20 protein-coding genes are annotated in these 21,959 nt (G+C 62.5%); 8 read left to right on the plus strand and 12 right to left on the minus strand.

What is annotated here, in order from left to right; genetic code table 11:
* Nucleotides 1–6 precede the first annotated feature (6 nt).
* On the minus strand, nucleotides 7–1,221 hold the full coding sequence (locus AC6H4Z_RS23135) for an exo-beta-N-acetylmuramidase NamZ family protein (protein WP_497544336.1): 1,215 nt from the start codon (nucleotides 1,219–1,221) through the stop codon (nucleotides 7–9).
* Nucleotides 1,222–1,294: 73 nt separating this feature from the next.
* On the opposite strand from AC6H4Z_RS23135, the gene AC6H4Z_RS23140 reads away from it, so the two are divergent.
* Nucleotides 1,295–1,843, plus strand: coding sequence for a hypothetical protein (locus AC6H4Z_RS23140; protein ID WP_497544337.1), 549 nt, complete (start codon nucleotides 1,295–1,297; stop codon nucleotides 1,841–1,843).
* 161 nt (nucleotides 1,844–2,004) lie between these two features.
* Here the strand turns inward: AC6H4Z_RS23140 and AC6H4Z_RS23145 are convergent, their stop codons facing one another.
* Entirely contained in the window at nucleotides 2,005–2,403 is a 399-nt protein-coding gene (locus AC6H4Z_RS23145) for a hypothetical protein (protein WP_497544338.1), read from the minus strand.
* 102 nt (nucleotides 2,404–2,505) lie between these two features.
* Here AC6H4Z_RS23145 and AC6H4Z_RS23150 point away from each other — a divergent pair, with 102 nt between their 5' ends.
* Nucleotides 2,506–3,663 (plus strand): pyridoxal phosphate-dependent aminotransferase, encoded by a 1,158-nt coding sequence (locus AC6H4Z_RS23150; protein ID WP_497544339.1) that lies wholly within the window; start codon nucleotides 2,506–2,508, stop codon nucleotides 3,661–3,663.
* On the opposite strand, the gene AC6H4Z_RS23155 is transcribed toward AC6H4Z_RS23150, so the two are convergent.
* Together AC6H4Z_RS23155 and AC6H4Z_RS23160 are read right to left on the minus strand one after the other, a co-directional pair.
* Nucleotides 3,644–4,282: a YbhB/YbcL family Raf kinase inhibitor-like protein gene (locus AC6H4Z_RS23155; RefSeq protein WP_497544340.1), complete on the minus strand. Its 639-nt coding sequence runs from the start codon at nucleotides 4,280–4,282 to the stop codon at nucleotides 3,644–3,646. The genes AC6H4Z_RS23150 and AC6H4Z_RS23155 overlap by 20 nt on opposite strands.
* Nucleotides 4,283–4,291: 9 nt before the next feature.
* The gene (locus AC6H4Z_RS23160) at nucleotides 4,292–5,158 is read right to left on the minus strand and encodes a DUF1028 domain-containing protein (protein ID WP_497544341.1); all 867 of its coding nucleotides are present in this window, start codon (nucleotides 5,156–5,158) and stop codon (nucleotides 4,292–4,294) included.
* Between the two features lie 35 nt (nucleotides 5,159–5,193).
* On the opposite strand from AC6H4Z_RS23160, the gene AC6H4Z_RS23165 reads away from it, so the two are divergent.
* The 4 genes from AC6H4Z_RS23165 (at nucleotide 5,194) to AC6H4Z_RS23180 (ending at nucleotide 11,547) form a co-directional block, all read left to right on the plus strand.
* Nucleotides 5,194–6,249 (plus strand): MBL fold metallo-hydrolase, encoded by a 1,056-nt coding sequence (locus tag AC6H4Z_RS23165; RefSeq protein WP_497544342.1) that lies wholly within the window; start codon nucleotides 5,194–5,196, stop codon nucleotides 6,247–6,249.
* Nucleotides 6,250–6,768, plus strand: coding sequence for a nuclear transport factor 2 family protein (locus tag AC6H4Z_RS23170; RefSeq protein WP_497544343.1), 519 nt, complete (start codon nucleotides 6,250–6,252; stop codon nucleotides 6,766–6,768).
* 387 nt (nucleotides 6,769–7,155) lie between these two features.
* A complete protein-coding gene (locus AC6H4Z_RS23175; protein ID WP_497544344.1) occupies nucleotides 7,156–10,191 on the plus strand; it encodes a SusC/RagA family TonB-linked outer membrane protein in 3,036 nt (1,011 codons plus the stop codon).
* Nucleotides 10,192–10,215: 24 nt separating this feature from the next.
* Nucleotides 10,216–11,547 (plus strand): RagB/SusD family nutrient uptake outer membrane protein, encoded by a 1,332-nt coding sequence (locus AC6H4Z_RS23180; RefSeq protein ID WP_497544345.1) that lies wholly within the window; start codon nucleotides 10,216–10,218, stop codon nucleotides 11,545–11,547.
* An 84-nt stretch (nucleotides 11,548–11,631) separates the two neighbouring features.
* Here AC6H4Z_RS23180 and AC6H4Z_RS23185 read toward each other — a convergent pair whose 3' ends face one another.
* The 6 genes from AC6H4Z_RS23185 to AC6H4Z_RS23210 all read right to left on the minus strand — a co-directional run bounded on the left by AC6H4Z_RS23185 (nucleotide 11,632) and on the right by AC6H4Z_RS23210 (nucleotide 18,219).
* On the minus strand, nucleotides 11,632–12,474 hold the full coding sequence (locus AC6H4Z_RS23185) for an NAD(P)-dependent oxidoreductase (RefSeq protein ID WP_497544346.1): 843 nt from the start codon (nucleotides 12,472–12,474) through the stop codon (nucleotides 11,632–11,634).
* Nucleotides 12,471–13,529, minus strand: coding sequence for a beta-propeller fold lactonase family protein (locus AC6H4Z_RS23190; RefSeq protein ID WP_497544347.1), 1,059 nt, complete (start codon nucleotides 13,527–13,529; stop codon nucleotides 12,471–12,473). Before AC6H4Z_RS23190 ends, AC6H4Z_RS23185 begins: the two co-directional genes overlap by 4 nt.
* Nucleotides 13,529–14,740, minus strand: coding sequence for a metallophosphoesterase (locus tag AC6H4Z_RS23195; protein ID WP_497544348.1), 1,212 nt, complete (start codon nucleotides 14,738–14,740; stop codon nucleotides 13,529–13,531). Before AC6H4Z_RS23195 ends, AC6H4Z_RS23190 begins: the two co-directional genes overlap by 1 nt.
* Nucleotides 14,741–14,810: 70 nt before the next feature.
* Nucleotides 14,811–15,296 carry a hypothetical protein gene (locus AC6H4Z_RS23200; RefSeq protein WP_497544349.1) on the minus strand — a complete coding sequence of 162 codons (486 nt, stop codon included), beginning with the start codon at nucleotides 15,294–15,296 and terminating at the stop codon, nucleotides 14,811–14,813.
* Nucleotides 15,297–15,313: 17 nt separating this feature from the next.
* Entirely contained in the window at nucleotides 15,314–17,098 is a 1,785-nt protein-coding gene (locus AC6H4Z_RS23205; protein WP_497544350.1) for a M28 family peptidase, read from the minus strand.
* Nucleotides 17,099–17,178: 80 nt separating this feature from the next.
* A complete protein-coding gene (locus tag AC6H4Z_RS23210; protein WP_497544351.1) occupies nucleotides 17,179–18,219 on the minus strand; it encodes a VOC family protein in 1,041 nt (346 codons plus the stop codon).
* Nucleotides 18,220–18,288: 69 nt separating this feature from the next.
* On the opposite strand from AC6H4Z_RS23210, the gene AC6H4Z_RS23215 reads away from it, so the two are divergent.
* Both AC6H4Z_RS23215 and AC6H4Z_RS23220 read left to right on the plus strand, forming a co-directional pair.
* A complete protein-coding gene (locus tag AC6H4Z_RS23215) occupies nucleotides 18,289–18,951 on the plus strand; it encodes a hypothetical protein (RefSeq protein WP_497544352.1) in 663 nt (220 codons plus the stop codon).
* 73 nt (nucleotides 18,952–19,024) lie between these two features.
* Nucleotides 19,025–19,513, plus strand: a complete 489-nt coding sequence (locus AC6H4Z_RS23220) for a DinB family protein (RefSeq protein ID WP_497544353.1) — start codon at nucleotides 19,025–19,027, stop codon at nucleotides 19,511–19,513.
* A gap of 15 nt (nucleotides 19,514–19,528) precedes the next feature.
* On the opposite strand, the gene AC6H4Z_RS23225 is transcribed toward AC6H4Z_RS23220, so the two are convergent.
* Both AC6H4Z_RS23225 and AC6H4Z_RS23230 read right to left on the minus strand, forming a co-directional pair.
* The gene (locus AC6H4Z_RS23225; protein WP_497544354.1) at nucleotides 19,529–20,695 is read right to left on the minus strand and encodes a serine hydrolase domain-containing protein; all 1,167 of its coding nucleotides are present in this window, start codon (nucleotides 20,693–20,695) and stop codon (nucleotides 19,529–19,531) included.
* A 3-nt stretch (nucleotides 20,696–20,698) separates the two neighbouring features.
* Nucleotides 20,699–21,895 (minus strand): pyridoxal phosphate-dependent aminotransferase, encoded by a 1,197-nt coding sequence (locus tag AC6H4Z_RS23230; protein ID WP_497544355.1) that lies wholly within the window; start codon nucleotides 21,893–21,895, stop codon nucleotides 20,699–20,701.
* Nucleotides 21,896–21,959 lie beyond the last annotated feature (64 nt).

Genomic DNA, 21,959 nt, shown 5'->3' on the forward strand with positions numbered 1-21,959 from the left:
ACTTCTCTAACGGTAGATCAGGTAGGGTTTCACCTGATTGGCGAACGTAACGGCGTCGGCGTCCCACTGTTTCAACAGGGCGTCGACGCCGTTTTGTTCGACCGCAAGCCGCAGCTTGTCGGTGCCGGCCAGTCGATCGATCGACGCCTGGCGCCACTGGAAGTCCTTCGGATGATGCGCATAGATCGCGCGGAGCATTCGCACGCCGACTTCGACTGGCTTCACGGCGTTCCGATCGGTCACATGGACCTGAATCATCGGAATCGTCTGGCCGCCAAACTTGTACGTCGGCTCGATCGTACGCGTCGCCGTATCGAAGCGAACGCCAGGCAGCTTGAGCGCATTCAGCTCTTTCGCGATTGCCGCGTTGTCGGTCATCCACGAAGCACCGATGAGCGTGAAGGGCGAGTCCGTTCCACGGCCCTCGGTTGCCGTCGTTCCCTCGAAGAACACCGTGCCCGGGTACAGCAGCTCGGCCTCGAGCGTGCGCAGGTTCGGCGACGGATTCACGCGCGGAATCTTCGTTTCGTCGAACCACATCGACCGCCGATAGTTCTTCATCGGTATCACGGTGATGTTCGCGTCGATCAGCTTCGTGCCGGCGAGAAATTTCATTAACTCGCCAGCAGTGAGACCGTAGCGGAGAGCAACCGGATACTGGCCGACGAGTGATGCAAACTTCGGATCGAGAATGTTGCCCTCGAATCGGTCAGCGCGAATCGGATTCGGACGATCGAGAATGATCACCGGCTTCTTCACCGCGTTCGCCGCGAGAGCGCCGGTCCATTCGAACGTGTACACCCGCGCGCCGACGTCCTGGATATCATAGATCAGAACGTCGATGTCCTTGAACATGTCGGCACTCGGCGACTTCGTGTCGCCATACAACGAGTACACTTTCACACCCGTTGCCGAGTCAACGCTCGACGCGATGTTCTCGCCGGCCTTGGCGATGCCGCGAATGCCGTGCTCCGGTCCGTAGAGTGCCGTGAGCTTCACGCCCGGCGCCTTGAACAGAAGATCGATCGTGCTGGTCCCCTGTCGATTGCGGCCGGAATGGTTGGTGAGGAGACCGACGCGCTTGCCTCGAATGAGGTGCATCGAGTCGGTGAGAAGAACCTCGACGCCGGGAATGACACCAGCGGAGGATTGCGCAGCAGCGGTCGCGGTTGGAATCGCGAGGGCGAGCGCGAACGGAAGTGCCTTGAGGGATAGACGCATGATCCGAAAATAGTGCCGCCGAACCCGTCGGCGGGGCAAGCGGACGCCGATGCCGGCTGCTATCATGGTGGCCATGACACCCAACCGCCTCGCTCTATTGCTCGCGCTCTGCATCGCGCTCGTCGCGCCATCGGCCTCTCACGCTCAGTCCACGGTTTCGCTGCTCGACTATCAGACGACCGTCCCCGCTGGTTGGGTGAGTCGCGCACCAGCCTCGGCAATGCGCCTCGCCGAATACACCATCGCGGCGCCCGATGGCGGCACCGGCGCGGAAGTCGTCGTCTACTTCTTTGGTAAGGGACAGGGCGGCGACGTCCCGGCGAATCTCGCGCGATGGAAGGCGCAGTTTTCGACGCCCGACGGCTCGCCAGTCCCCGAGACGATCACGCGCGATACCACGGGCGCGTTTCCGATCACCTTCGCTGAGTATCGCGGCACGTACGCGCGCGGCATCGGGATGGGATCACAAGAGAACGCGAAGCCAGGACAGGCACTACTGGCTGGAATCGCCGAGACGCCGCGGGGAACGTTGTTCGTTCAACTCTTTGGGCCGGCGGCGCGCGTGGCCGCGGAGCGAGAGACGCTCATGAAGTTCGTCCGAGGCCTGCGACCCGGGAAATGAACTGCGGTGCGGCTTAAGACCACGACGAGGAAAAACACGGATTGCGCGAATGAAACGGATTCACGGAAACAACACGGGCATTTCTGCTAACTGGTGTTCTTTCCGTAGAATCCGTGAATTCGCTAAATCCGTCGATTCGGACCGTCATCGAAGCCGGCTCGTCACTGCTTCTTGGCCGTGAACGTCCCGTTGCCCATACCGCCGAGATCGACCGTGCCTTTCATCGCATCATTGCTCTCGACCGTGCCAGAGTAGGTGACAACGAGTCCCTGCCCTTGGACGTCGACCTTGATGCTGAAGTTGATCTTCGACTCCTTCACCGTGCCTTTGAAGTCCGCCTCGCCGAACGTCTGCGACGAATAGTGGCCGGTGAGTGAGTCGCCCTGCTGCTTGAGCGTGATCGTCGGCGTGCCACTTCCGCCGTCGGTGGTGACGTTGAATAACCACTTGCCCGTCACGTCGATTGCTTTCGCCGAGCTCTGGGCACGCGCGATGGTTGCTGTCCCGATCATCACCATCGTGAGCGCCACGCCCGCCAGATACGCTCGCAGTCGGTTCATCGCAGACCTCGTTGTTTTTCCTGGGTGGATGTAGCGAATCCCAGTATGGCGTGAGATCATACGACGAGCAAGAAGCAGTGCGAATCACCCAAACGAGTGACAATGCGCTTTCGATCAGAAGTATTGAACGTCGTAGAATCTCCAATGGTCGTAATCGGCGCACTCGCAGAGAGCATTCCCGGTTCGCTCATGCTCTGCTACGGCGAATCGAATCTCCCGACGCCAGACTTCATCATTCGCGCGGCAGACGAAGCAGCGCGCAACGGACACACGTTCTACACACACACCGCCGGATACCCGGAACTCCGGCAGGCGATCGCCGACAAGATTCTCGAGCTGCACGGCGTGGCCTACAAACGCTCCGAGATCATGAGTACCGTCGGCGCGTCGATGGCGATCTTCTCCGCCATACGCGCGTGTATGGGTGCGGGCGACAACGCCGTCGTCATTTCTCCGTCCTATTCGATTTTCGTCAACGGAGTGATCATGACGGGCGGCGAGCCGCGGTCGGTATCGCTCACACGCCACGGCGATCGATTCCACCTCGACCTCGATCTCGTCCAGCGTGCGATCGACGACCGCACGCGGATGATCATCGTCAATAGTCCGTCCAACCCAACCGGCTGGATGATGACTGCCGACGAGCAGCGCGCTCTATGCGAACTCGCCGAACGTCACGACCTCGTGATTCTCGCCGACGAAGTCTATGAGCGACTCGTCTTCGACACGCCGATCGCTCCATCCATCGCGCGCGTCTGCGCAAACAAGGATCGCTTGATCGTCGTCAACAGCTTCTCCAAGACGTACAACATGACCGGCTGGCGACTCGGCTGGGCACAGAGCAGCGAGCGCAACATCCAGATGATGTACAAGGCCGCGGAGTTCATGAGCTCCAACGCGGCAGCGATGGTGCAACAGGCGGGAATCGTCGCGCTGCGCGATGGCGAGTCGTACGTGCGTGAGCTACGCGACCACTACGCCGCTCGACGCACTCAGGTAATGGATTCGCTGCGATCGATTCCAGGATTGTCGCTCCCAGATCCTGAAGGCGGATTTTACGCCTTTCCGCGGATCGAAGGACTCAGCGATTCAACGGAGTTCGTCAAACGACTCGTGCGCGAGACTGGTGTTGCACTCGCACCTGGCGTGGCGTTCGGCGCCGACGGTGAAGGCTACGTGCGCTTTTGTTTTGCGGCGACCGAGGACACGCTCACGCATGCCCTCGATCGCTTCCGCGGCTTCATGGCGCAGCGCGTCTGAACAACCCGACGGCAACTGCCTTTGCTCGAACGTGTCCCGTCATCGCCGCGACGACCGCTGCTCGAGTCGCCGCCGGCGCCGCGCCAACCGCGGGCACATCGAGCATCGTGTCGAGCGCGTAGAGCTCGAACACATAGTGATGCGGCGGTCCGCTCGACGGCGCCGCTGGACCGCGATAGTACGGACCCGTCACGCTGATCTGCCGGCTGCCATCCGCGAGCTGCGGCCCTTGAGGAACGCCCTCGGGCAACGCGTGCGCTGACGCCGGAAGATTCCACACCATCCAATGCAGCACGTCGTCCATGCCGTTGCCGGCGACGGCGTTCGCGTCATGCACGATGAGCACGAAGCTCGCCGTGCTATCGGGCGCGCCTGACCACGTCAGCGCGGGCGATACCTCGTCACCCGCCTGCGAGAACTTGACCGGAATCTGTCCGCCGTCGGCAAAACCGTTCGGAGTCAGCGTCATGATCTGAACGGCGCGGCCACGTCCGCCTCCACCGCCACCGCCGCCACGTCCAGCCGGGGCGCCAGCAGGAGGATTCTGCGCCGACGCTGCGCCAAGTGGAGCAATGACTGCGAGCAGCGCGATCAGTCGCACGAGTGTTTGAAATTTCATGATCGCGCCCTATTTGAATGACGCCGGCTGCGCCGCGCGCCACACGTCGTATCGCATACGAAGCGTTTTCACGGGATTGAGATTCTCACCCGCATGAATCGCATTCGGCCCACCCGACTCGGGCTGCGTCACCGTGAGATACATGGTGTACTTGCCGTTGTTGTGCGAGTCACCATTCGTATCGTTGCGCTCCGACATCAGGATGTATGCGACGTGCGCCGTTTTCGACGTGCACGGAATTGCCGGCGTCGATCCGTCGGCCGGCGGCGGCGGACAGCTGCATCGGCTGTCGCCACCCGATGCATCCGCGGCTTCCATCGCGGCCATCACGCGGTCGGTGATCGCTCCGTTCGTGCCAAGAAAGGCCTTCACGGCATTCGGCACGACCTCGCCCGGGCGAAGGATGTTGCCCTGAATCGAATAGTAGATCTTCGTGCCCGGCACCTGTCCCTGGATGTCCTGCGACACGTAGCCGTTCGTCAATCCCGAGTGGCCCGCACTTCGGCCCGAGAGATCGAGAATTCCGAACTGTCGCGACTGGAACGCTGGATCCTGCGACAGCAATTCGATGATCCGCGCCGGACTCGTTCCCTTCTGTAGCTCGGCGTAGACGAGCATCTGATTCGCGTGCGTGCCGTCGACACCCGCCTGACAGGCCGCCACACCCTTGCCCGGAACGACCACGGCCTGCACGCCCATGAGAAATGCGTCGTCGCGATTGACGCACGTTGCCGACGCAATCACGACGCGACCTGTCGCCATGTCGATCGCAATCACAGACCATGTTGCAAACGCCGTCGACGGGAACAGCAACGACAGTGCGAGATACGCTGCGAGGCGACGTGCGGCGCCGAATAGTTGCACGACCGTACTCATGAACGACTCTCCATTGGCCAGGTCTCGCGAAGAAGATGCGCGCCACTCGTCCGGAGCGCGAGCACTTCCCCGAGTCTGGATTGCGCCGCACATTGGCAGACGCCGACTCACTCTCGACTCTCGCCACCACAATGCGCCACCGCTTTGTCGCCGTCGCCTTCCTCAGCATCGTTGCCGCCCTTCCCGCGAGCGCGCAGGTCGTGCAGACCGGTGATCCGATCAAGCGCGGACTCTCGGCGGCGGACTTCCCGCGCGCCAAGCAACTCGTGCCCGGCGTCTACTCCTATGAAGCGCTGCGCGCTGGTGATCCCGGCCGCCAGATGACGACAGTCAGCCTCATCGTCGTCACCACCGACGGTGTACTCGTTGCCGACGGTCAAGGAAACGTCGCCCAGACACGCGAGATGGTCGACTGGATCAAGAAGACGACGACACAGCCGATCAAGTACGTCATCATCTGTTCGGACCACGGCGATCACACCGGCGGCAACGCGGCCTTTCCCGAAGGCGTCACGTTCGTGGCGTCGCCAGCCTCCAAGAAAGTGCTCGACGCCGCGGGAAAACCGCCGCTTCCGACCGAAGCCGTCGCCGACCGTCGTGCCCTAAAGATCGGCACGACGAATATAGAAATACTCAATCTCGGCCGAGCACATACGGGCGGCGATTTAAGTGTGTATCTGCCGGATCAGCGGGTACTCTTCATGAGCGAGGCGTACCTCCACGCCATCTTCCCCGCCATGCGCTCGGCTTATCCGTCAGAGTGGGTGCAGACGATCAAGAAGGCCGAAGCGATGAACGCGACGTGGTACGTGCCGGGGCACGGATTCGTCGATGATGCCAATACTCTAAAGACTGACCTGCGTACCTTCCGTGTCGCGACCGAGCAGGTCGTCGCCGAGGCGAAACGGTTGCACGATGCCAAGGTGCCGTGCGTTCAAGCGCCCGCCCCCGCCGACGGCGGGCCTCGGCCGCTGTGCGAAGCTGCGCAGAAGGGCAACTGGGGCGATCTCACCACCTGGACGTTGTACGGCAGTCAGGTGGAGACCGCAGTTCGCCGGGTGTACGACGAGTTGGACGGCAAGCTTCCGTAAATGACCCCTGTCTCGCAGCGGTCGCCGTTCATTCGTCTCGCGCTTGCGGGCGTGGCCATGGCCGTGGTCACAGCGTGCGCGGCGATCCGTCCCGCGGCGATCGTAGAGAACTTCAATCGCGACGCCACGGCGACTGCGGTTCGGCTATCGCTCGAGCAATTCCACGAGGCGCTGCGCCACAGGCAGACGAGCGTGATTCTCAGCTTTTTTCTGCCCGACACCGACTTTCGCGCGTTCGACGGCGGAGAAGGTTGGCTCACCTACGACAATATTCGGCTACAGGACGCTGCCGATTTTCGGCGACTGAAGAGCGTCGAGGTGCACATCGACTCGTTGTACATCAACGTGCTCGATCCGAGTGCCGCGGTGGTGGCTGACAATCTTCGCGAGGTCTACACCGACAGCGCTGGGCGTCAGCAGCGCATGCGTATTACGCAGACGATGGTGTGGACTCGTCGCGCGAATGGATGGAAGATCGCGCATCTGCATTCGTCGGAGCGACCTGACAGCACGCCTTAGCGTGCGGCGTGCGGCGTGCGGCGTGCCGACGGCTAGCTATCCAACGCCCGGCCACGACACGACGAATCGCGTCGGCTCGCCGTGGCGAGCAGACGTACCACCAGTTGCTACTGGAACTACGCAATGAGCCGGTTGCGTCACATGACTCGAACCACAATGCTCTGATCACCGTGCGAGGGCGCCTCGTCGCACACGCACGTCGCGAAACACCGAACCAGATCCACTCCCGGTGCCAGCACGACAGATCCGCATTATCGCCTACGTATTGCCGCATACAATATCCAACTACATCTTCCCCGCACGGAAAATTCCTGCGGCGCGGTGACGCGCCGATACATCTCGCTCCACCCGGGGGGATCGATGTTGCATCGTATGGTAGTTCGATGGATGCCGCTTTTACTTGCGGTATTCTTCGTTGGTCGCGCAGCGCACGCGCAGACAGGCAGAATCACTGGACAAGTCACCGACACGGTGGGCGGACGGCCGCTCGCCGGCGTCGAGATCACAGTCGCAGGTGAAGGTGACCGCGTCGTTGGCGCTCGCACCGACGCTGCCGGCAAATACACGCTCGGCGCAGTCCCCGCCGGCAACGTGCAACTGCGCGTTCGAGTGCTCGGCTACGGCGCAAAAGATCGTCAAGTCACGGTCGTCGCCGGTCAGACGATCACCGCCGACTTCGCACTCGCGCAACGTTCCATCCAACTCGACCAAGTCGTCGTTACCGGTACTGGTGGCGCCGTCGAGCGACGAGCGGTCGGCAACGTCATCGAGAGTATCAACGCCAACGACGTTCTGAAAACGTCGGCACCGCGTAGCGTCGATCAGTTGATCGGAGCGCGCACACCAGGCGTCGTCGTTCTCCCCTCGACCGGACAGGTCGGAACCGGCGCGCAGATCCGCGTGCGCTCGGTCGGCAGCCTCTCGCTGAACACGGATCCGATCGTGTACATCGACGGCGTGCGTATGGACGCGAGCCCAGCGCAGGGACCCGCCCAGCGCGGCGGAGCGGGCGCAAGCCGCTTGAACGACATCAATCCCGAGGACATCGAGTCCATCGAGATCATCAAGGGCCCCGCCGCCGCGACGCTCTATGGAACGGAAGCGTCGAACGGCGTTGTCCAGATCATCACCAAGCGCGGCGCCAACAGCGCCCCGCACTGGGACTTCAGCGCGCGCCAGGGAGAAAACTGGCTCGCGAATCCCGAAGGCCGAGCGGGTCTACTCTACTTCAAGGATGCGAGCGGCGCGCTGCAGTCATTCAACCTGTATCGCTACGCCATCGACAACGGCACGGGCGCCATCTTCAAGGATGGCCACAATCAGGGATACGCGCTGAATCTCCACGGCGGCAACGATGCCACGCGCTATTACCTGTCCGGCACGTACGACAATGACGGCGGTGTCGTCGCCTGGAACTGGGACAGAAAGGTTGGCGCTCGCGCCAACATCGACATCGAAGCCAACAAGAAGCTCCGCATCGAAGGAAGCCTCGGCTACATCCGCGATCGCATCCGCCTCGCCCAGAACGGTTCGATCAACCCGGATCCATTCAGCAATCTCGTATGGGGCTCGGGCACGCCGGCCTCGATCGCACGAACGGGCGGCTGGGGTTTCGCGCCGGCCGCGCTGTGGGATGACGTCGAAGATCACGCCGACAACGACCGCATGACGACGAGCGTGACGGCGAAGTACGAGCCGTTCAGCTGGTTCACGCATCGCCTCGCCGTCGGTCTCGACGTGAATTCGCAGAACAACTGGACGCTCTATCCGCGCGAATCGGCCGACAACGCCACGTTCTACGGGTCCAACGGCAACGGCTCGAAGAGTGTCACTCGTTCGTCGCGCAACTTCGTGACGCTCGACTATTCAGGAAATCTCAAGTATTCGATCCGGTCGCTCGACTTCACGACCTCGATGGGTCTTCAGGCCTATCGTTCGGAGATCAGCAACATCACGGCGACGGGAACGACGTTCCCGGCATCGCCGATCACCACGGTCTCCGGCGCAACGACGTTCGCCGCGGGCGAAGGCTACACCGCCAACGCGACCGTCGGTCTGTTCGTGCAGGAAGCACTCGCATGGAAGAATCGCCTCTTCCTTACGGCCGCCGTTCGCGGTGACGACAACAGCTCGTTCGGTAAGGACTACTCCGCTGCGTACTATCCGAAGATCAGCGGATCGTGGGTGATCAGCGAAGAGCCGTTCTGGAAGGAGAAGGCTGGCGCCATCAGTCGTTGGGTTGGCGACCTGCGTTTGCGTGGCGCGTACGGCGCTGCCGGCAACCAGCCCGGCACGTTCGACGCCGCGCGACTCTACACCTCGAGCGTCGGTTATCAGAACGTCGGCGGCCTCGTGCCATCATCGTTCGGTAACCCCGACCTCAAGCCGGAGCGCAGCACAGAACTCGAACTCGGCTTCGAGACGTCGCTGTTCGATCGCCGTTTGGACCTGACGTACACGAACTTCAATCGAAACGTCACCGACGCGATCGTGAACGTCCCGGTGCCGCCGTCCGTCGGCTTCCCGGGCAACCAGGTGATCAACATCGGTCGCTGGAAGACGTGGGGCAATGAATTCGGCGCCAACGTCCGCATTCTGCAGGGTCGTCGCGTCTCGTGGGAACTTGGAGCGCAGCTCTCCAACAACGGCAACCGCGTCGTCGACCTCGGCGGACAGCAGTTCCTGACGGTCGGTGGTGGTGGTCAGGCTCAGGCCCGTGTCGGTTACGGCCTCGGCGACTTCTTCATGTACAAGGTTCGTTCGGCGCAGCTCAGCCCGACCGGTGCCGTGCTTTCCGCAATCTGCGACGGCGGCACAGGCAAGTCGGGACTCGAGCAGGGCGGACCGGACGCACCGTGTCCGATCGGCACGTACAGCGGCACGGCAGCACCACGAGTGTTCTGGGGCCACACGCAGCCGACCTGGCAGCAGGGCTTCAACACGACGGTCACGCTGTGGGACAACCTGCGCCTCTATGCTCGCGTCGACGGCACGGGCGGCAACTGGCAGTCGGACACCGAAATTCGCGCGCTGCACAACCAGGGCTCGACGAAGGCGGTGATCCTGCAGAACGATCCGCTCCTTCAGACCTATCGCCAGATCGAAGCAGACGCGCCGAGCACGTATCAGGCTGGTTTCCTGAAACTGCGCGAGCTGTCCGCGTCGTACACGCTCAAGCCGTCGCTCACCTCGAAAGTTGGCGCCTCCGGCGGCACGATCACGCTCGCGGGTCGCAACCTTTCGATGCTGTGGACCGCACAACAGGGCTGGAACACGTCGCGTGACGGCGAGATCTACGTCGACATCGCCAACCAGCACGTGTGGGATCCGGAAACTCGCGCCGTAGGCTCACTGTCGAACGGCTTCCAGACGATCATGCCGCCGACCGCCAGCTTCGTCGCCACGTTCCGCCTCACCTACTGATCCCGACCGAGGAGAATAAGAAATATGTCATTCAGATTTTTCAATCGGTCGACGCCGGCGACATCGGTGTGGTCGACTGTATACGCGGCGCGGCGCGCTGCCTTTGCGTTTGCGCTTGTCGGCATCAGCGCGTGCAACAGCCTGCTCGACGTCGACAATCCCGCGAGCGTTCCGGCTGAAAGCCTCTCCGATCCGACGCTCGCTCCGGCACTCGTTGCCGCCGCGATGCAAACGCTCCAATGCGGCGTCGAGCAGTATGCCGTCACGGGCGGCGAGCTCGCCGGCGAATACCTCTCATCCAACGGATTCGTCGACAATCACCCGTGGGAATGGCGCGGCATCGTCGAGATCAAGGGCGCGCCGGGAAGCTGCGCCTTCGCTCGCGGTACCACAGCCATGGGCTTCTACACGCCACTTCAGCAGGCGCGTTTCCAGCTCGATGACGCGTTCAATCGTCTCGACAAGTTTACGGACACGCAGGTGGCGAATCGTGCTCGATTGATGGCCACCGTCCGCGCCTACGCCGGCTATGCCGACTTGCTGCTCGGCGAAGGCATGTGCGAGATGACGATGGACAACGGGCCGAAGATGACACGCGAGCAGACGTGGGCGATCGCCGAAGACCGTTTCTCCGACGCCCTCGCCCGCGCGACTGCACTCGGTACCGATACGGCGGCCGCCTCGCTCATCAACATGGCCAGGGTCGGCCGAGCCCGGACGCGTCTCGACCTCAAGAAGCTCCCCGACGCGGCAGCAGACGCCAACCTCGTTACCACCGGCTATGTGCGAAACGCCGAATACACCGAGGGTGGCGTCGCTCAGCGTGAGAATCGCATCTACAACCTGACGATACGCAACGACTACCTCTCGGTGGCCGACGCGTATCGCAACCTGGTTGTGAACGGCGTGGCAGGCAACGTGCCGGATCCGCGCGTGAAGGTGAAGGACACGGGCAGAAAGGGCAACGACGGCGTCACGCCGCAATGGCAGCAGCAGAAGTTCATCGCGCAGTTGGGCGGCACGCCAATTCCGATCGCGTCATGGAATGAAGCGCAGCTCATCTACGCCGAAGCCATTGGTGGACAGCAAGGCTTCGACGCGATCAATCGCGTGCGAACGGCGAACGGCGTGCCAACGCTCAGCGCTCCAGTGCCGACGGGTCAGGCGTTCACCGATCTCGTCGTCGAAGAGCGCCGCCGCCAGCTGTTCAGCGAAGGCCAGCGGTACTCGGATATGCTGCGCCTCAACCTGCCGTTCACGCAGGGTGTGAATCGCAAGGGCCAGACGTACAGCAACCTTACGTGCGTCCCGCTGCCAGACGTCGAGACGCGCAACAACCCGAACTTCAAGACCTGAACGATTCGGAGGTCTTCTGAAAACAGAACGCCCGCACATTCGTGCGGGCGTTCTGCTTTCATGGCAACTATTTCAACGCCCGCGCTACGCCTTGCCCATCACCGCGAGGTCGTCAGCGCCGTGGCCGGTGGCGATCAGCGTATCCATTCGCGCCGCGATGCCGGGGAGCACGGCGAGCGGACGATTGCCCGCCGTCTCGATCATCAGCCGAACGTCCTTGCGAGCCATGGTCAGCTCGAAACTCGGCGCGAATCGCTCTTCGATCATCGCCTTGCCACGTCCGCCAATCACGCCGGCAACGTTGAAGAACTCCGCCACCTTCAGCGCGTCTGCGGCCGGCATCTCCGCTTCACGCGCGACCGCGATCACGTCCGCGACCAGTGACGCAATGCCGATGATGAATGCGTTGCCGCACAACTTGTTCACGGCCGCGAGATCCGGCCGTTCCCCGAGATACTCGACGCGCTCGGCCATGCGAGCGAGCGCGGGCTGAACTTCGTCGAACAACTCACGCGGACCCGAGGACAGAATCACTCCTGCTCCCTGTCGCGCCGCAGCCGGACCGATGAATACCGGGCAGTGGAGGTATCGAACGCCCTCGCCATTCAACCGGCGCGCGCGCGCAGCCGTCAGTATTGGCTGCGTCGTCGTGTGATCGACGATCACCGCTCGCGGATCGAGACCGGGCCGCAGCGCCGCGACCACATCTTCGACGACCTCGTCGTCCTTGAGCACCAAGTGAATCCGTTGCGCACCGCGCACCGCATCTGCTGGCGTCTCCGCGACGCGTACTCCGAATTTCTCGAGCGCTCGCGCCTTGTCGATTGACCGGTTCCACACCGTGATCTGATCGCCACCGCGCTTCGCGGCAGCCTCGATGAGCGCGGCGCCGAGCAAACCGGTACCGAGAAATGCTACCTGAGTCATGGTTTAGAGATCACACGTGAGAATGCGATGCCGTCCGACCAGACGCCGGTCGGCGCCCAACCAACGATCTTGCCGCTGTCCAAGTCGATCGTGACGACGCGATTGCGGCCCTGAAGCGTTACGAACGCCCAGCGGCTGTCCGGAGCAATGATCACGCCTTCGGGTGACGGCGATCCCGGCACTTCCGGCTTTTCCACCAGACTGTCGCGCGGCACATCGATCTTGAACTGCTCGCGGTGAGTCACGGCATCGAAGATTCGAATCGTTGCTGCCATCGGATCGGTAATCACCGCTTTCTTTCCGTTGGGTGAAATGGCAATGCGATAGGGCAAGCCGAAACCGCGAATCGTATCGACGACCGTGCTCGATTTGAGGTCGACCACGACGACCACACTGTCGCGATTGCTTCCGGCCCACGCCGTGTTGCCATCGGGAGCGATTGCCACGCCCTCCGGTTGACGCGCCACCGGTATGAGTCGTGGCTCTCCGCCTGCCGTGAGCGACACCACTGAGAGCACGTTGTCGCCGATCGCGCCGCTCACCAAGCGATCGCCTTTGGCCGAAAGACCGAGCATGTGCGAGCCGCGGCCGTTCGTCGGCAGCGTCTTCACCACGGCGCCCGTCCGGAAATCCATCAGCAAAACGATCTTGCTGTCCTGCGACGTCACGACCACGAGCGAATCGCCGGGAAGAAATGCCATTCCGTGTGGACGCTGGTATTCCTTGAGATCGATCGTTCGCGCAACAGTATGATGCTCGACGTCGATCACCGTGATCGTGTTGCCCGGCTTACCGCGCACACCGTAGTTGGACACGAGCGCCCAACGACCGTCGTGCGAGGTCGCCACTTCGTGCGGACCCTCGCCCGTTGGCAGTGTCGCGATGACTTTTCCGTTCGCCGCGTTGACCATCGTCGCGGTGTTGTCGTTCATGTTGCTGACGATCACGGTGCCCGCGGGCCCGCGTTGAGCAAATGCGCTCAGTGGCGAGAGAATCGCGCACAAAATCGCCGTGGTAATCGCCGCACGCTGCACGTCGCTTCGCGAAATCGTCATCAGGCCGCCCGCGCTGGATGGACGCGCGCCGCGGCAGTGTCCGCGCGACGCAATGTGAGAAGTGTGATCTCCGGTGATGCGCCAATCCGGAACGGAATTCCCCAATACCCCGTGCCCGGATTGATGTACAGCAGCGAATCACGCTCAGTGTGAGCGCCCATCGCGTGTTGCAAGAACGGCGAAGCCAGACTCCATCCGAGCGACGGCAGCGCGAACTGCCCCCAATGCGTGTGACCGCTCAACGTGAGCGCAACACCTCGCTCGGCCAGCATCGGCCACAGCGCCGGATTGTGCGCAAACGCAATCGCCGTCGTGCGCTCAGGCACGCGCGACAACGCGAGGTCGATGTCTGGCGCGACGCGCGAACTACCGCGCCTCCCGCCTGCCGGATCACCGGTGCCCACCAACGCAATCGTCGCCGGCCCGCGATGGATCAAATGCATGTCGTTCACGAGAACGGTGCCGAGATCCGCTGCGCGAAGCGCGCGCTCGACCTCATCCCAGCCAGCGTACACGTCGTGGTTGCCCGGAATCATGTACACGCCGAGCGGTGCGTCGAGATCGCCGAGCGATCGTGCATATGCTGCGACGTCTTCCACGCGGTCATCGACCAGATCGCCGGTCACGGCCACGAGATCCGGCACCAGCGCATGCGTCGCTCGAACAACGCGAGCGAGAAAGCGACGCGACGTGTGTGGCCCAACGTGAAGATCGGACAACTGCGCGATGCGCAGTCCCTCGAAATTCGGATCGAGCCCAGGCACATCCACATCCACTCGGCGAACCACCAGCCGACGTGAACCGATGTACCCGAACACGAGCAGCGCGCCCATGATCGCCAACACGGCCGTCGCCAATCCACGGCCAAAGAGCAACGCGTGTCCGAACGGCAGGCCGACGAGCACACCGAGCAAACCACCGCCAGCGACTAGCGGCAGCAAGAGTTGTGTGTACAGCAGCGGTCGAACGACGAGCAGTCGGAACGCGGCATTCGGATAGAACGGCCAGCCGCGCCAACGAATGAACAGCACCAACGGAATCGTCGCGTACAGCGCAATCGCGATTCCCAGCGGCAACGCACCTGGAAAGGTGCCGGCCACGAGCGTGATGATCGTCCCCCACGCCAGCGTGAAATAGCCGACGACGCGCGCCGCAATCCTGGCGGAGCTGATCCCGCGACGTGCAGAGGGTCGAGACTCGGGAGTGGCCATGATTCGAAAGATACGGGGGGCGAGCCAGACATGGCCCGCCCCCCGCGTCGTCCTTTCAAAACCCTGTCGTCTAGGCCGCTGCACCCTCGACGATGGTCTCGATGCCCGGCCAGCCGTCGCGATTGTACTTCGCGAGCGTTTGCAAATACCGCTCTCCGTCTTCACCGAACTGCGCACGCACGGCGGCCGCACCGCGTTGCACGCCCGCTTCGTCCGTGTACGGCGACTCGATGTCGTCGGGCATCTGACCACCTTCGTGCTTCACGCCGGCCGCGTCGAGAAACGCAATCTGAATTGCCGGCTCGAGCTCGACGTACAGCAAATGCATCAGATCGAATTCGTCCTGTGCAGTCTGCGCATTCTGTCGAACCACTTCCTTTGCCAGCTTGTCCGGCGACCAGGTCTTGAGCGTCACCGGTCGAAACCCGCCCGGTCGCGACGCGAGACGAATCACGTACAGCTCACGCGCCTCTCGGCTCGACCGAATGACGTGCGTCACCAGTGCAACGCGACGATCGGGCGATAGTGAACGATATGGAGTTACGACTTTCGGCATGACGCTCGATTCCTGGTCTAGTACCGCGGCTTGGTAACCTTCGGCGCCTTGCCGCAGTTCGCTGGCCAATTCGCCGGCCACGTGCCCGGCGACTTCTCCCGCGAAATGAACTCCGGATCTTCGCTCGACAGATACGCCATCATCGCGGCAAGCGTCGCGTTGTGCTTGAGATCGTCGAAGACAACCTTGTCGTACGTGTCGCGATTGGTGTGCCAGGTGTAGGTGTTGTAGTTCCAGCCCACCGCACCCATGCCGAACGACGGCGTGCCGAAGCACGCGAACACTGCGCCGTCCGTTCCACCCGGATTACCCGTGGGCGCGTCGTTGAAGCTCCACGACACCACGTTCGGGCTCATGCTGTCTGTGTAGAAGCTCGGCAGCTTGGCGTACCACGACTTGAGGTGGCGACCGATGTCGGAGAGACCCGCCGCCGAGATCGACTGCACGCGGCCCGTGCCGTTGTCCTGGTTGTACAGCGCCTGCAGGCCCTTCATGACTTCGGGGTGCATTTCGGTGAACGCGGTCGAACCATTCAGACCCTGCTCTTCGCTCGCCCAGTGGCCAACGAGGATCGTACGCTTCGGACGGGGATAGACGAGTTTGAGAATTCTCATGGCTTCCATCGCCATCATCGTTCCCGTGCCGTTGTCCGTCGCGCCAGACGAGCCGTCCCACGAATCGAAGTGCGCCGACAGCATGACGTATTCGTCGGGCTTCTCGACGCCCTTGATCATTCCGATCGTGTTGAACGCCGGCTGTTCACCGAGCAGCGACGCGTCGACGTCGATCTTGACGCGCGGATGCTGATTGTTCTCGGCAAGACGCGATACGAGACCGTAGTCTTCGCAGGTCAGCGTCACTGCCGGTGCGGTCTTGTTGTACGACTCGAAGATCTCGATCGTGCCCCAACCGCCCGTGCCACCAGGTGCGGCGCCAAAGCCACCGCGACCACCGCCGGCCGAAGCCAGGCTCGAGGCCGGACCGCCGCCACGTGCGCTGGCGGGCCCTGCCGTTTGGTTGCCACGACCGCCGCCACGACCCGCTTGAGCAGCGCCATTCGCGAACGGATTGTTGAAGCCGCTCAGCTTGGTGCGCGACGAAATCATACCGACGACACCCGCCTTCTCGAGGCGCATGCCCAGCGTGCCGGTGCCCAGCGCGAGGTTGTATCCCGTTCCGCGATAGAGCTTCGTGCTGTCGCGATCGACAGCCCAATCTGCCTGCATCTGCGCGATCAACGTGTCCATGCGCGCGATCGACGCCGGCGTTCCAAAGCGATTCCAGTCTTCCGACGGACGGCAGGTCGGCCACGCCGGCGAGAGCAGCACGATCTTGCCCTTCGCCTTCGGCAGCCACTTCACGAATTCAGTACTGTCCGCAAACTTCGGCAGCACGATCGCTTCGGCGGTCACCGGCGTTCCCTTCGTACCCGGACTCCACGCCAGCATCGTTCCCTCGAGGGAGCGCACGCGCGGCGATACGAGCGCGATGTTCGACGTTCCGCGACGCCAACCGCGCCACGTGCCGTACTGCTCGCGCTTCGCGTCGATGCCCCACGCCTTGTACTGACTGATCACCCAGTTGCTCGCCGCAAGGATACCAGGGCTTCCGGTGAGGCGCGGACCGATCGAGTCGAACAGCGTCTGCGACAGCTTCTGCACGTGCGAGCTGTCCATGCCGAGGCGCCAGATGCGCTGAATGTTCGGATCGTCGGTCGGGAACTGGGTGCTCTGCGCAGCGAGCGGCGCTACGCCGGTCAGCGCGAACGCACCGAGAGCAGTGAGTCTGCGAAGATGTGACATGAGTGTGTGGGAGAGAGGAACTTCCGCGGCCCGCTGGATCGGCTCGGGCGACCCTTGAACCTAATAGGAAAACACGCCTTCTACGGCTTGGAACGACGCTCCACCAGCTCGATCGCGAGACCGTCCGGATCCTCGATCATGAACGCCCGGGAATCGCCAAATGCGTGCGGCTCCTCGAGGAATTTCACGCCGTCGCGCTTGAGCTGCGCGAGCAGGCCATCAAAGTTTTCGACCGAGAATGCGACGTGATCCAGCACCTGTCCGCGGGACGGGACCAACGGCTGATCGCGACCGCACCGGTCTCCGACGCACTGTCGTGGATACCACGCCATGGCTCCATTGCCAAAGCGCACGTTCCCCGCCGGCTGACGAATCGTCCCTACCGGCTCCAGCGCCGGCCAGCCAGCCTCGCCATACGGCACGTCGCACGGAGCCCACAGCTTTCGCGGGGTCTCGACACCCTGCGCATCGCGCACCGGCGGCAACTCCATTCCCAAGTGCTCGACGTACCAGTTCGCGGCGCACAACGGCTTCTCGTGAAAGAAGTGCACGTGCGACAGCGACGCACGCGTTCCCGGTCCGCCAGTCAACTCGAAGAGCACACCATCTGGAGCCACGACATAGCTGAAGCCGCCGTCGCGCGGCGGCGCCGCCTTCGCGGTGTCGAGCTGCTTTGCGGTGAGCGTTCCCGCATACGGTGCGAGCCCGGAACGCCAGACTGTTGGCGTATCCCTGGGCGCAATGAACAACGGTAGATGCGTAATGCCAACGGCCTTCAACGTCGCGGCGAGGTCCGTCGTGTTGATGTTCGCCCCAATGTGCCAGAACGCACTCTGCGGCGTTCCGCGATGCAGATCGTCGCGCCACGCGCCGGCCGGCGGCGTGCTCACCTTGTTGAACAGCAAGAGCATGTCCCCTTCGACCGCCGGATATCCAGCGAACGTCGTTCGCTTTGCGCTCGGCCACACACGGAGATACCACGCGATGGCGCGTTCGGGATCGACGGTATTCAATCCGACGTGATGTAGCTGCGGCATGGGCGACGGAGTCGCCTGCGCGCGCGTCTCGCGCGCTGAACCGGCTACAATGCATGCAATGCAAATCGCGATTGTTCGAATCATGGCACCAACATTAGCCCCGCGAGCCCAGACTCGGCGAGCCCTTGTGTTGCTTCGACGTCTGGCGCTGGCGTGAAGCCAGTCGAACGACTCGAGCAGGCAACGGCGCCGGACGGCACGGTGCTCACACTCTACCGGCATGATGGCGCGTACTCCATTCGCGTCGACGGGGTCGAGCTCATGTCGACGCGTCGGCATCACTCGGAGGACAAGCTCGCCGAGTTGACGTGTGCCCCTCTCAGTACCGTCGATGGTGCGCGTGTGCTGATCGGCGGCCTCGGACTCGGCTACACGCTCAAGGCCGCACTCGCGTTGCTCGACGCGACCGCCACGGTGGTCGTCGCCGAGATCGTCGCGGACGTGATTGCGTGGAATAAGAAGTACGGGCTCTCAGACGCCGCCTTGAAGGATCCGCGCGTAGATCTGCGGCACGATGACGTCGCGAACGTTCTGCAAAAGCATCCCGGAATGTTCGACGCGATCCTGCTCGACGTCGACAACGGTGCTGATGCGTTGACGAACGCGGGGAACGCGCAGTTGTACCGCATAGACGGAATCCGAATGGCGAAGCACGCATTGCGGCGCGGTGGTCGCTTGGCCTACTGGTCTGCGAGCGAGGATCGGAAGTTCGAGCGACTCCTTCGCGGCGCGGGCCTTGCCGTCGAGGTCGTCAAAGTTCGCGCGCATGCAACGTCAGGTGGCTTCTACACGCTCTACGTCGCCCGAAGCGGCTAGTTCTTGCCCACAGCGCTTCGTGCGAGCTAGGATGGTGGCCGCCCACGACGCCCACCCCAAACGCACCAGGTATATGACGACGCCCGCAATTCCATTGAAGGAGTTTGATGCCGAAATGGCGAGCACGCGCAGGCTACTCGCCCGCGTGCCGAGCGACAAAGGCACGTGGAAGCCGCACGAGAAGTCGTTCTCGCTTGGACATCTCACACAGCTTGTCGCATTCATGCCCGGCTGGGTCGCTCGCACTTTGCGCGAGCCCTTCATCGACCTCGCCGGAGGTCCGGGCTACAGCTACGAAAAAACCGAGACGCTGCTCGAGATCTTCGACAAGAACGTGCGTGATGCACGCGCGGCGCTCGAGTCAGTCACTGGCGCTGCACTCGACGAATCGTGGTCGCTCAAGATGGGCGAGCGGGTTCTGATGACGGCGCCGCGCGGTGAGACGGTGAGGCAGCATCTCAACCACCTCATTCACCATCGCGGCCAGCTCACCGTGTATGCGCGGCTCGTCGATGTTCCGCTGCCATCGATCTACGGTCCAACGGCCGACGAACGGATGTAGTCGAGGGTCGCGCTGCTACTCGCTGACGACGGACGCCATGAGGCGTTGAATCATGCCGTCCATCGCGCGGTTCTCATACCAGTGCCACACAAAGACGATGTCGTGCTCGGGATCGATCCAGATGATGTTCGATCCGTTCCCGAGTGCGCCAAAGCTCGATGCCGGACCGCTCGGCCACTGCTTCTGCTTGGTGTTCAGCCACCACAGGTAGCCGTAATCCGGACCGTGGTCGCTCGGCGTGACTGCGTCGCGGAACCACTGCGCCGGCACGAGCTGCTTCGTGTTCCAACGTCCGTGGTTGGCGACCAACAGGCCAAACCGCGCGAGATCTTCGGAATTGATCCATAGGCCGCCGCCCCATCGCGTGCCGCCGCTCATCGAGCCGACTTTCTTTCCGTTGATCTCGACCTGAGAATTCTCATACGGAACCCAGCGCCAGTCGTGCGACGCGCCGATCGGATCCATGATCGACGTCTTCAAGACATCCGGAAGGCCCGTTCCGAACAGGCGGAGCAGCGAGAGCGAGAAGCGATTGATTCGAACGTCATTGTACTCGTAGAACGCGCCCGGATCCTGAATCGCACGCGGCTTGCGCTCGCCGGCGCCGAACTGCTCGTGGCCCACGAAGTCCGCGTTCTTTCCCCAGAGCGAACCCTCCCACTCGCTCTCCTGCTGCAGGTGGTTCTTCCAGGTGATCATCGCGTTGTGCGGCGAGTCGTACCCGCCGTCGTGAATCGTCGCGCCGACGCGATCGTTCACGTTCTTGATGAGGCCACGCTCCACCGCGATCCCCGCGATGGTCGACAGAAAACTCTTCGCGACGCTGTACACCGGATCGCTCGCCTTCGTGTCGCCGAACTGCGCAACGATGTAGCCGTGGCGCAGAATGATTCCATTCGTTGACGCGCGCTGCTTTGGCAGTGGTCCGAGCGGCGTGCCGAACGTGCGCACCTGATCCTTGTCGAAGTCCCAGTTGCTACCGTGACTCAGCGCGAAGTCGACGGCTTCCTTCAACTTCGCCGCATCGAAGCCGAGCGCAGCGGGCGGTTTGGTTTCCCACTGTCCCGCGGGCGGAAAGTATGTCGCCGCCTTCTGTGCAATCGCCGATGCCGAGAACGCAACGACATAGAGCGCCGCAACAGCGAGAGAACGTGCCGAGCGTAGTGGCTTCAACGACACCATGCGCTACTCTCCGTCACCCGTAGTTGCGACCGCTGGCCTGGACATGATGTCCTTGAACGAAACCATGAAACGGCGCATCTCGTCCGCAGTGCCTACTGATACGCGCAGGTGTTCGTTCATCGGTGGGAACGGGCGTCCAACCATCACGCCCTGCTTGGCAAATTCCGCGATGACAGGTTTAACCTGACGGCGCAGATGCACCATGAAGAAGTTTGTCTCCGACGGAATGACGCTGTACCCAAGCGCCTGCAGTTCTGTCGTCGCTTTCTTGCGGAGATCGAGCGTGACTTTCTTCACCTGCGCCTGCGATCCCGTGTCCTTGAGCGCAGCGACTCCACCGAACTTCACGACTGCGCTGATCGAGTCGCTGATGAACGGCTCCATTCGCTTGATCATGTCGGGCTGTGCGATGCCGTAACCCAGTCGCATGCCGGCAAGCGCCGCGATCTTCGAGAAGGTCCGAGTCACCATCACCTGACGCCCTTCGAGGACATATGGAATCGACGTTCCGTAGTTCGCATCTTCGACGAAGTGGAAATAGGCCTCGTCGATCAGCACCGGAACGTCCTCGGGAATTCCGTCGAGGAGCTGCTTGATCTCTTGCTTCGTCACGATGCGACCCGTGGGATTGTTTGGGTTGCACAGGTACACGAAGCCGACATCGCGATAGTTCGTTTTAACGGTGTGAATGATCGCCGGAATGTCTTGCCGGAAATCGCTCGTCAGCGGAAGCGTGATCGCTTCGCCCTTCACGCCAACGACGTGAGAGAACACGAAGCTGTACGATGGCTCGACACCCACGACTTTCTTGCCATTGGGCGAGAACGCCGAGCCCATGACGTCGAGTAGTTCGCCTGAGCCGGCCGCCAACACGACGTTCGCTTTCTTCACGCCGTGGTGTGCGGCGATGAGGTCCACGAGATCGCCGTCGGGGGCGTTGTACCGATTCGAATACTTGAAAGCCTGCGTCATGGCCTTCAACACCGACTCCGGCGGCCCATACGGATTCTCGTTGAACGCCAGGTGCGCGAGCGTGTCGTACTCCTCGTTGCTCGCGAGCGCTGGCAGGGCTTCGGTTGCGCCGAGCGTGGCGCGTTCGTGCGCCATCAACTCCATGGGCGACTTCAACGTCAGATATCCCACCGCCGTGGCGACGCCACCGACGAATCCACGGCGACTCAACCGATTGCGATCCTGCATGACGTCCTCCATTCCGGGTCGGGCAAGACGATAGCTTGGTGACCCTTCAAGAGAACCTCTACGG

This window comes from Leucogemmata humicola (assembly GCF_055379415.1).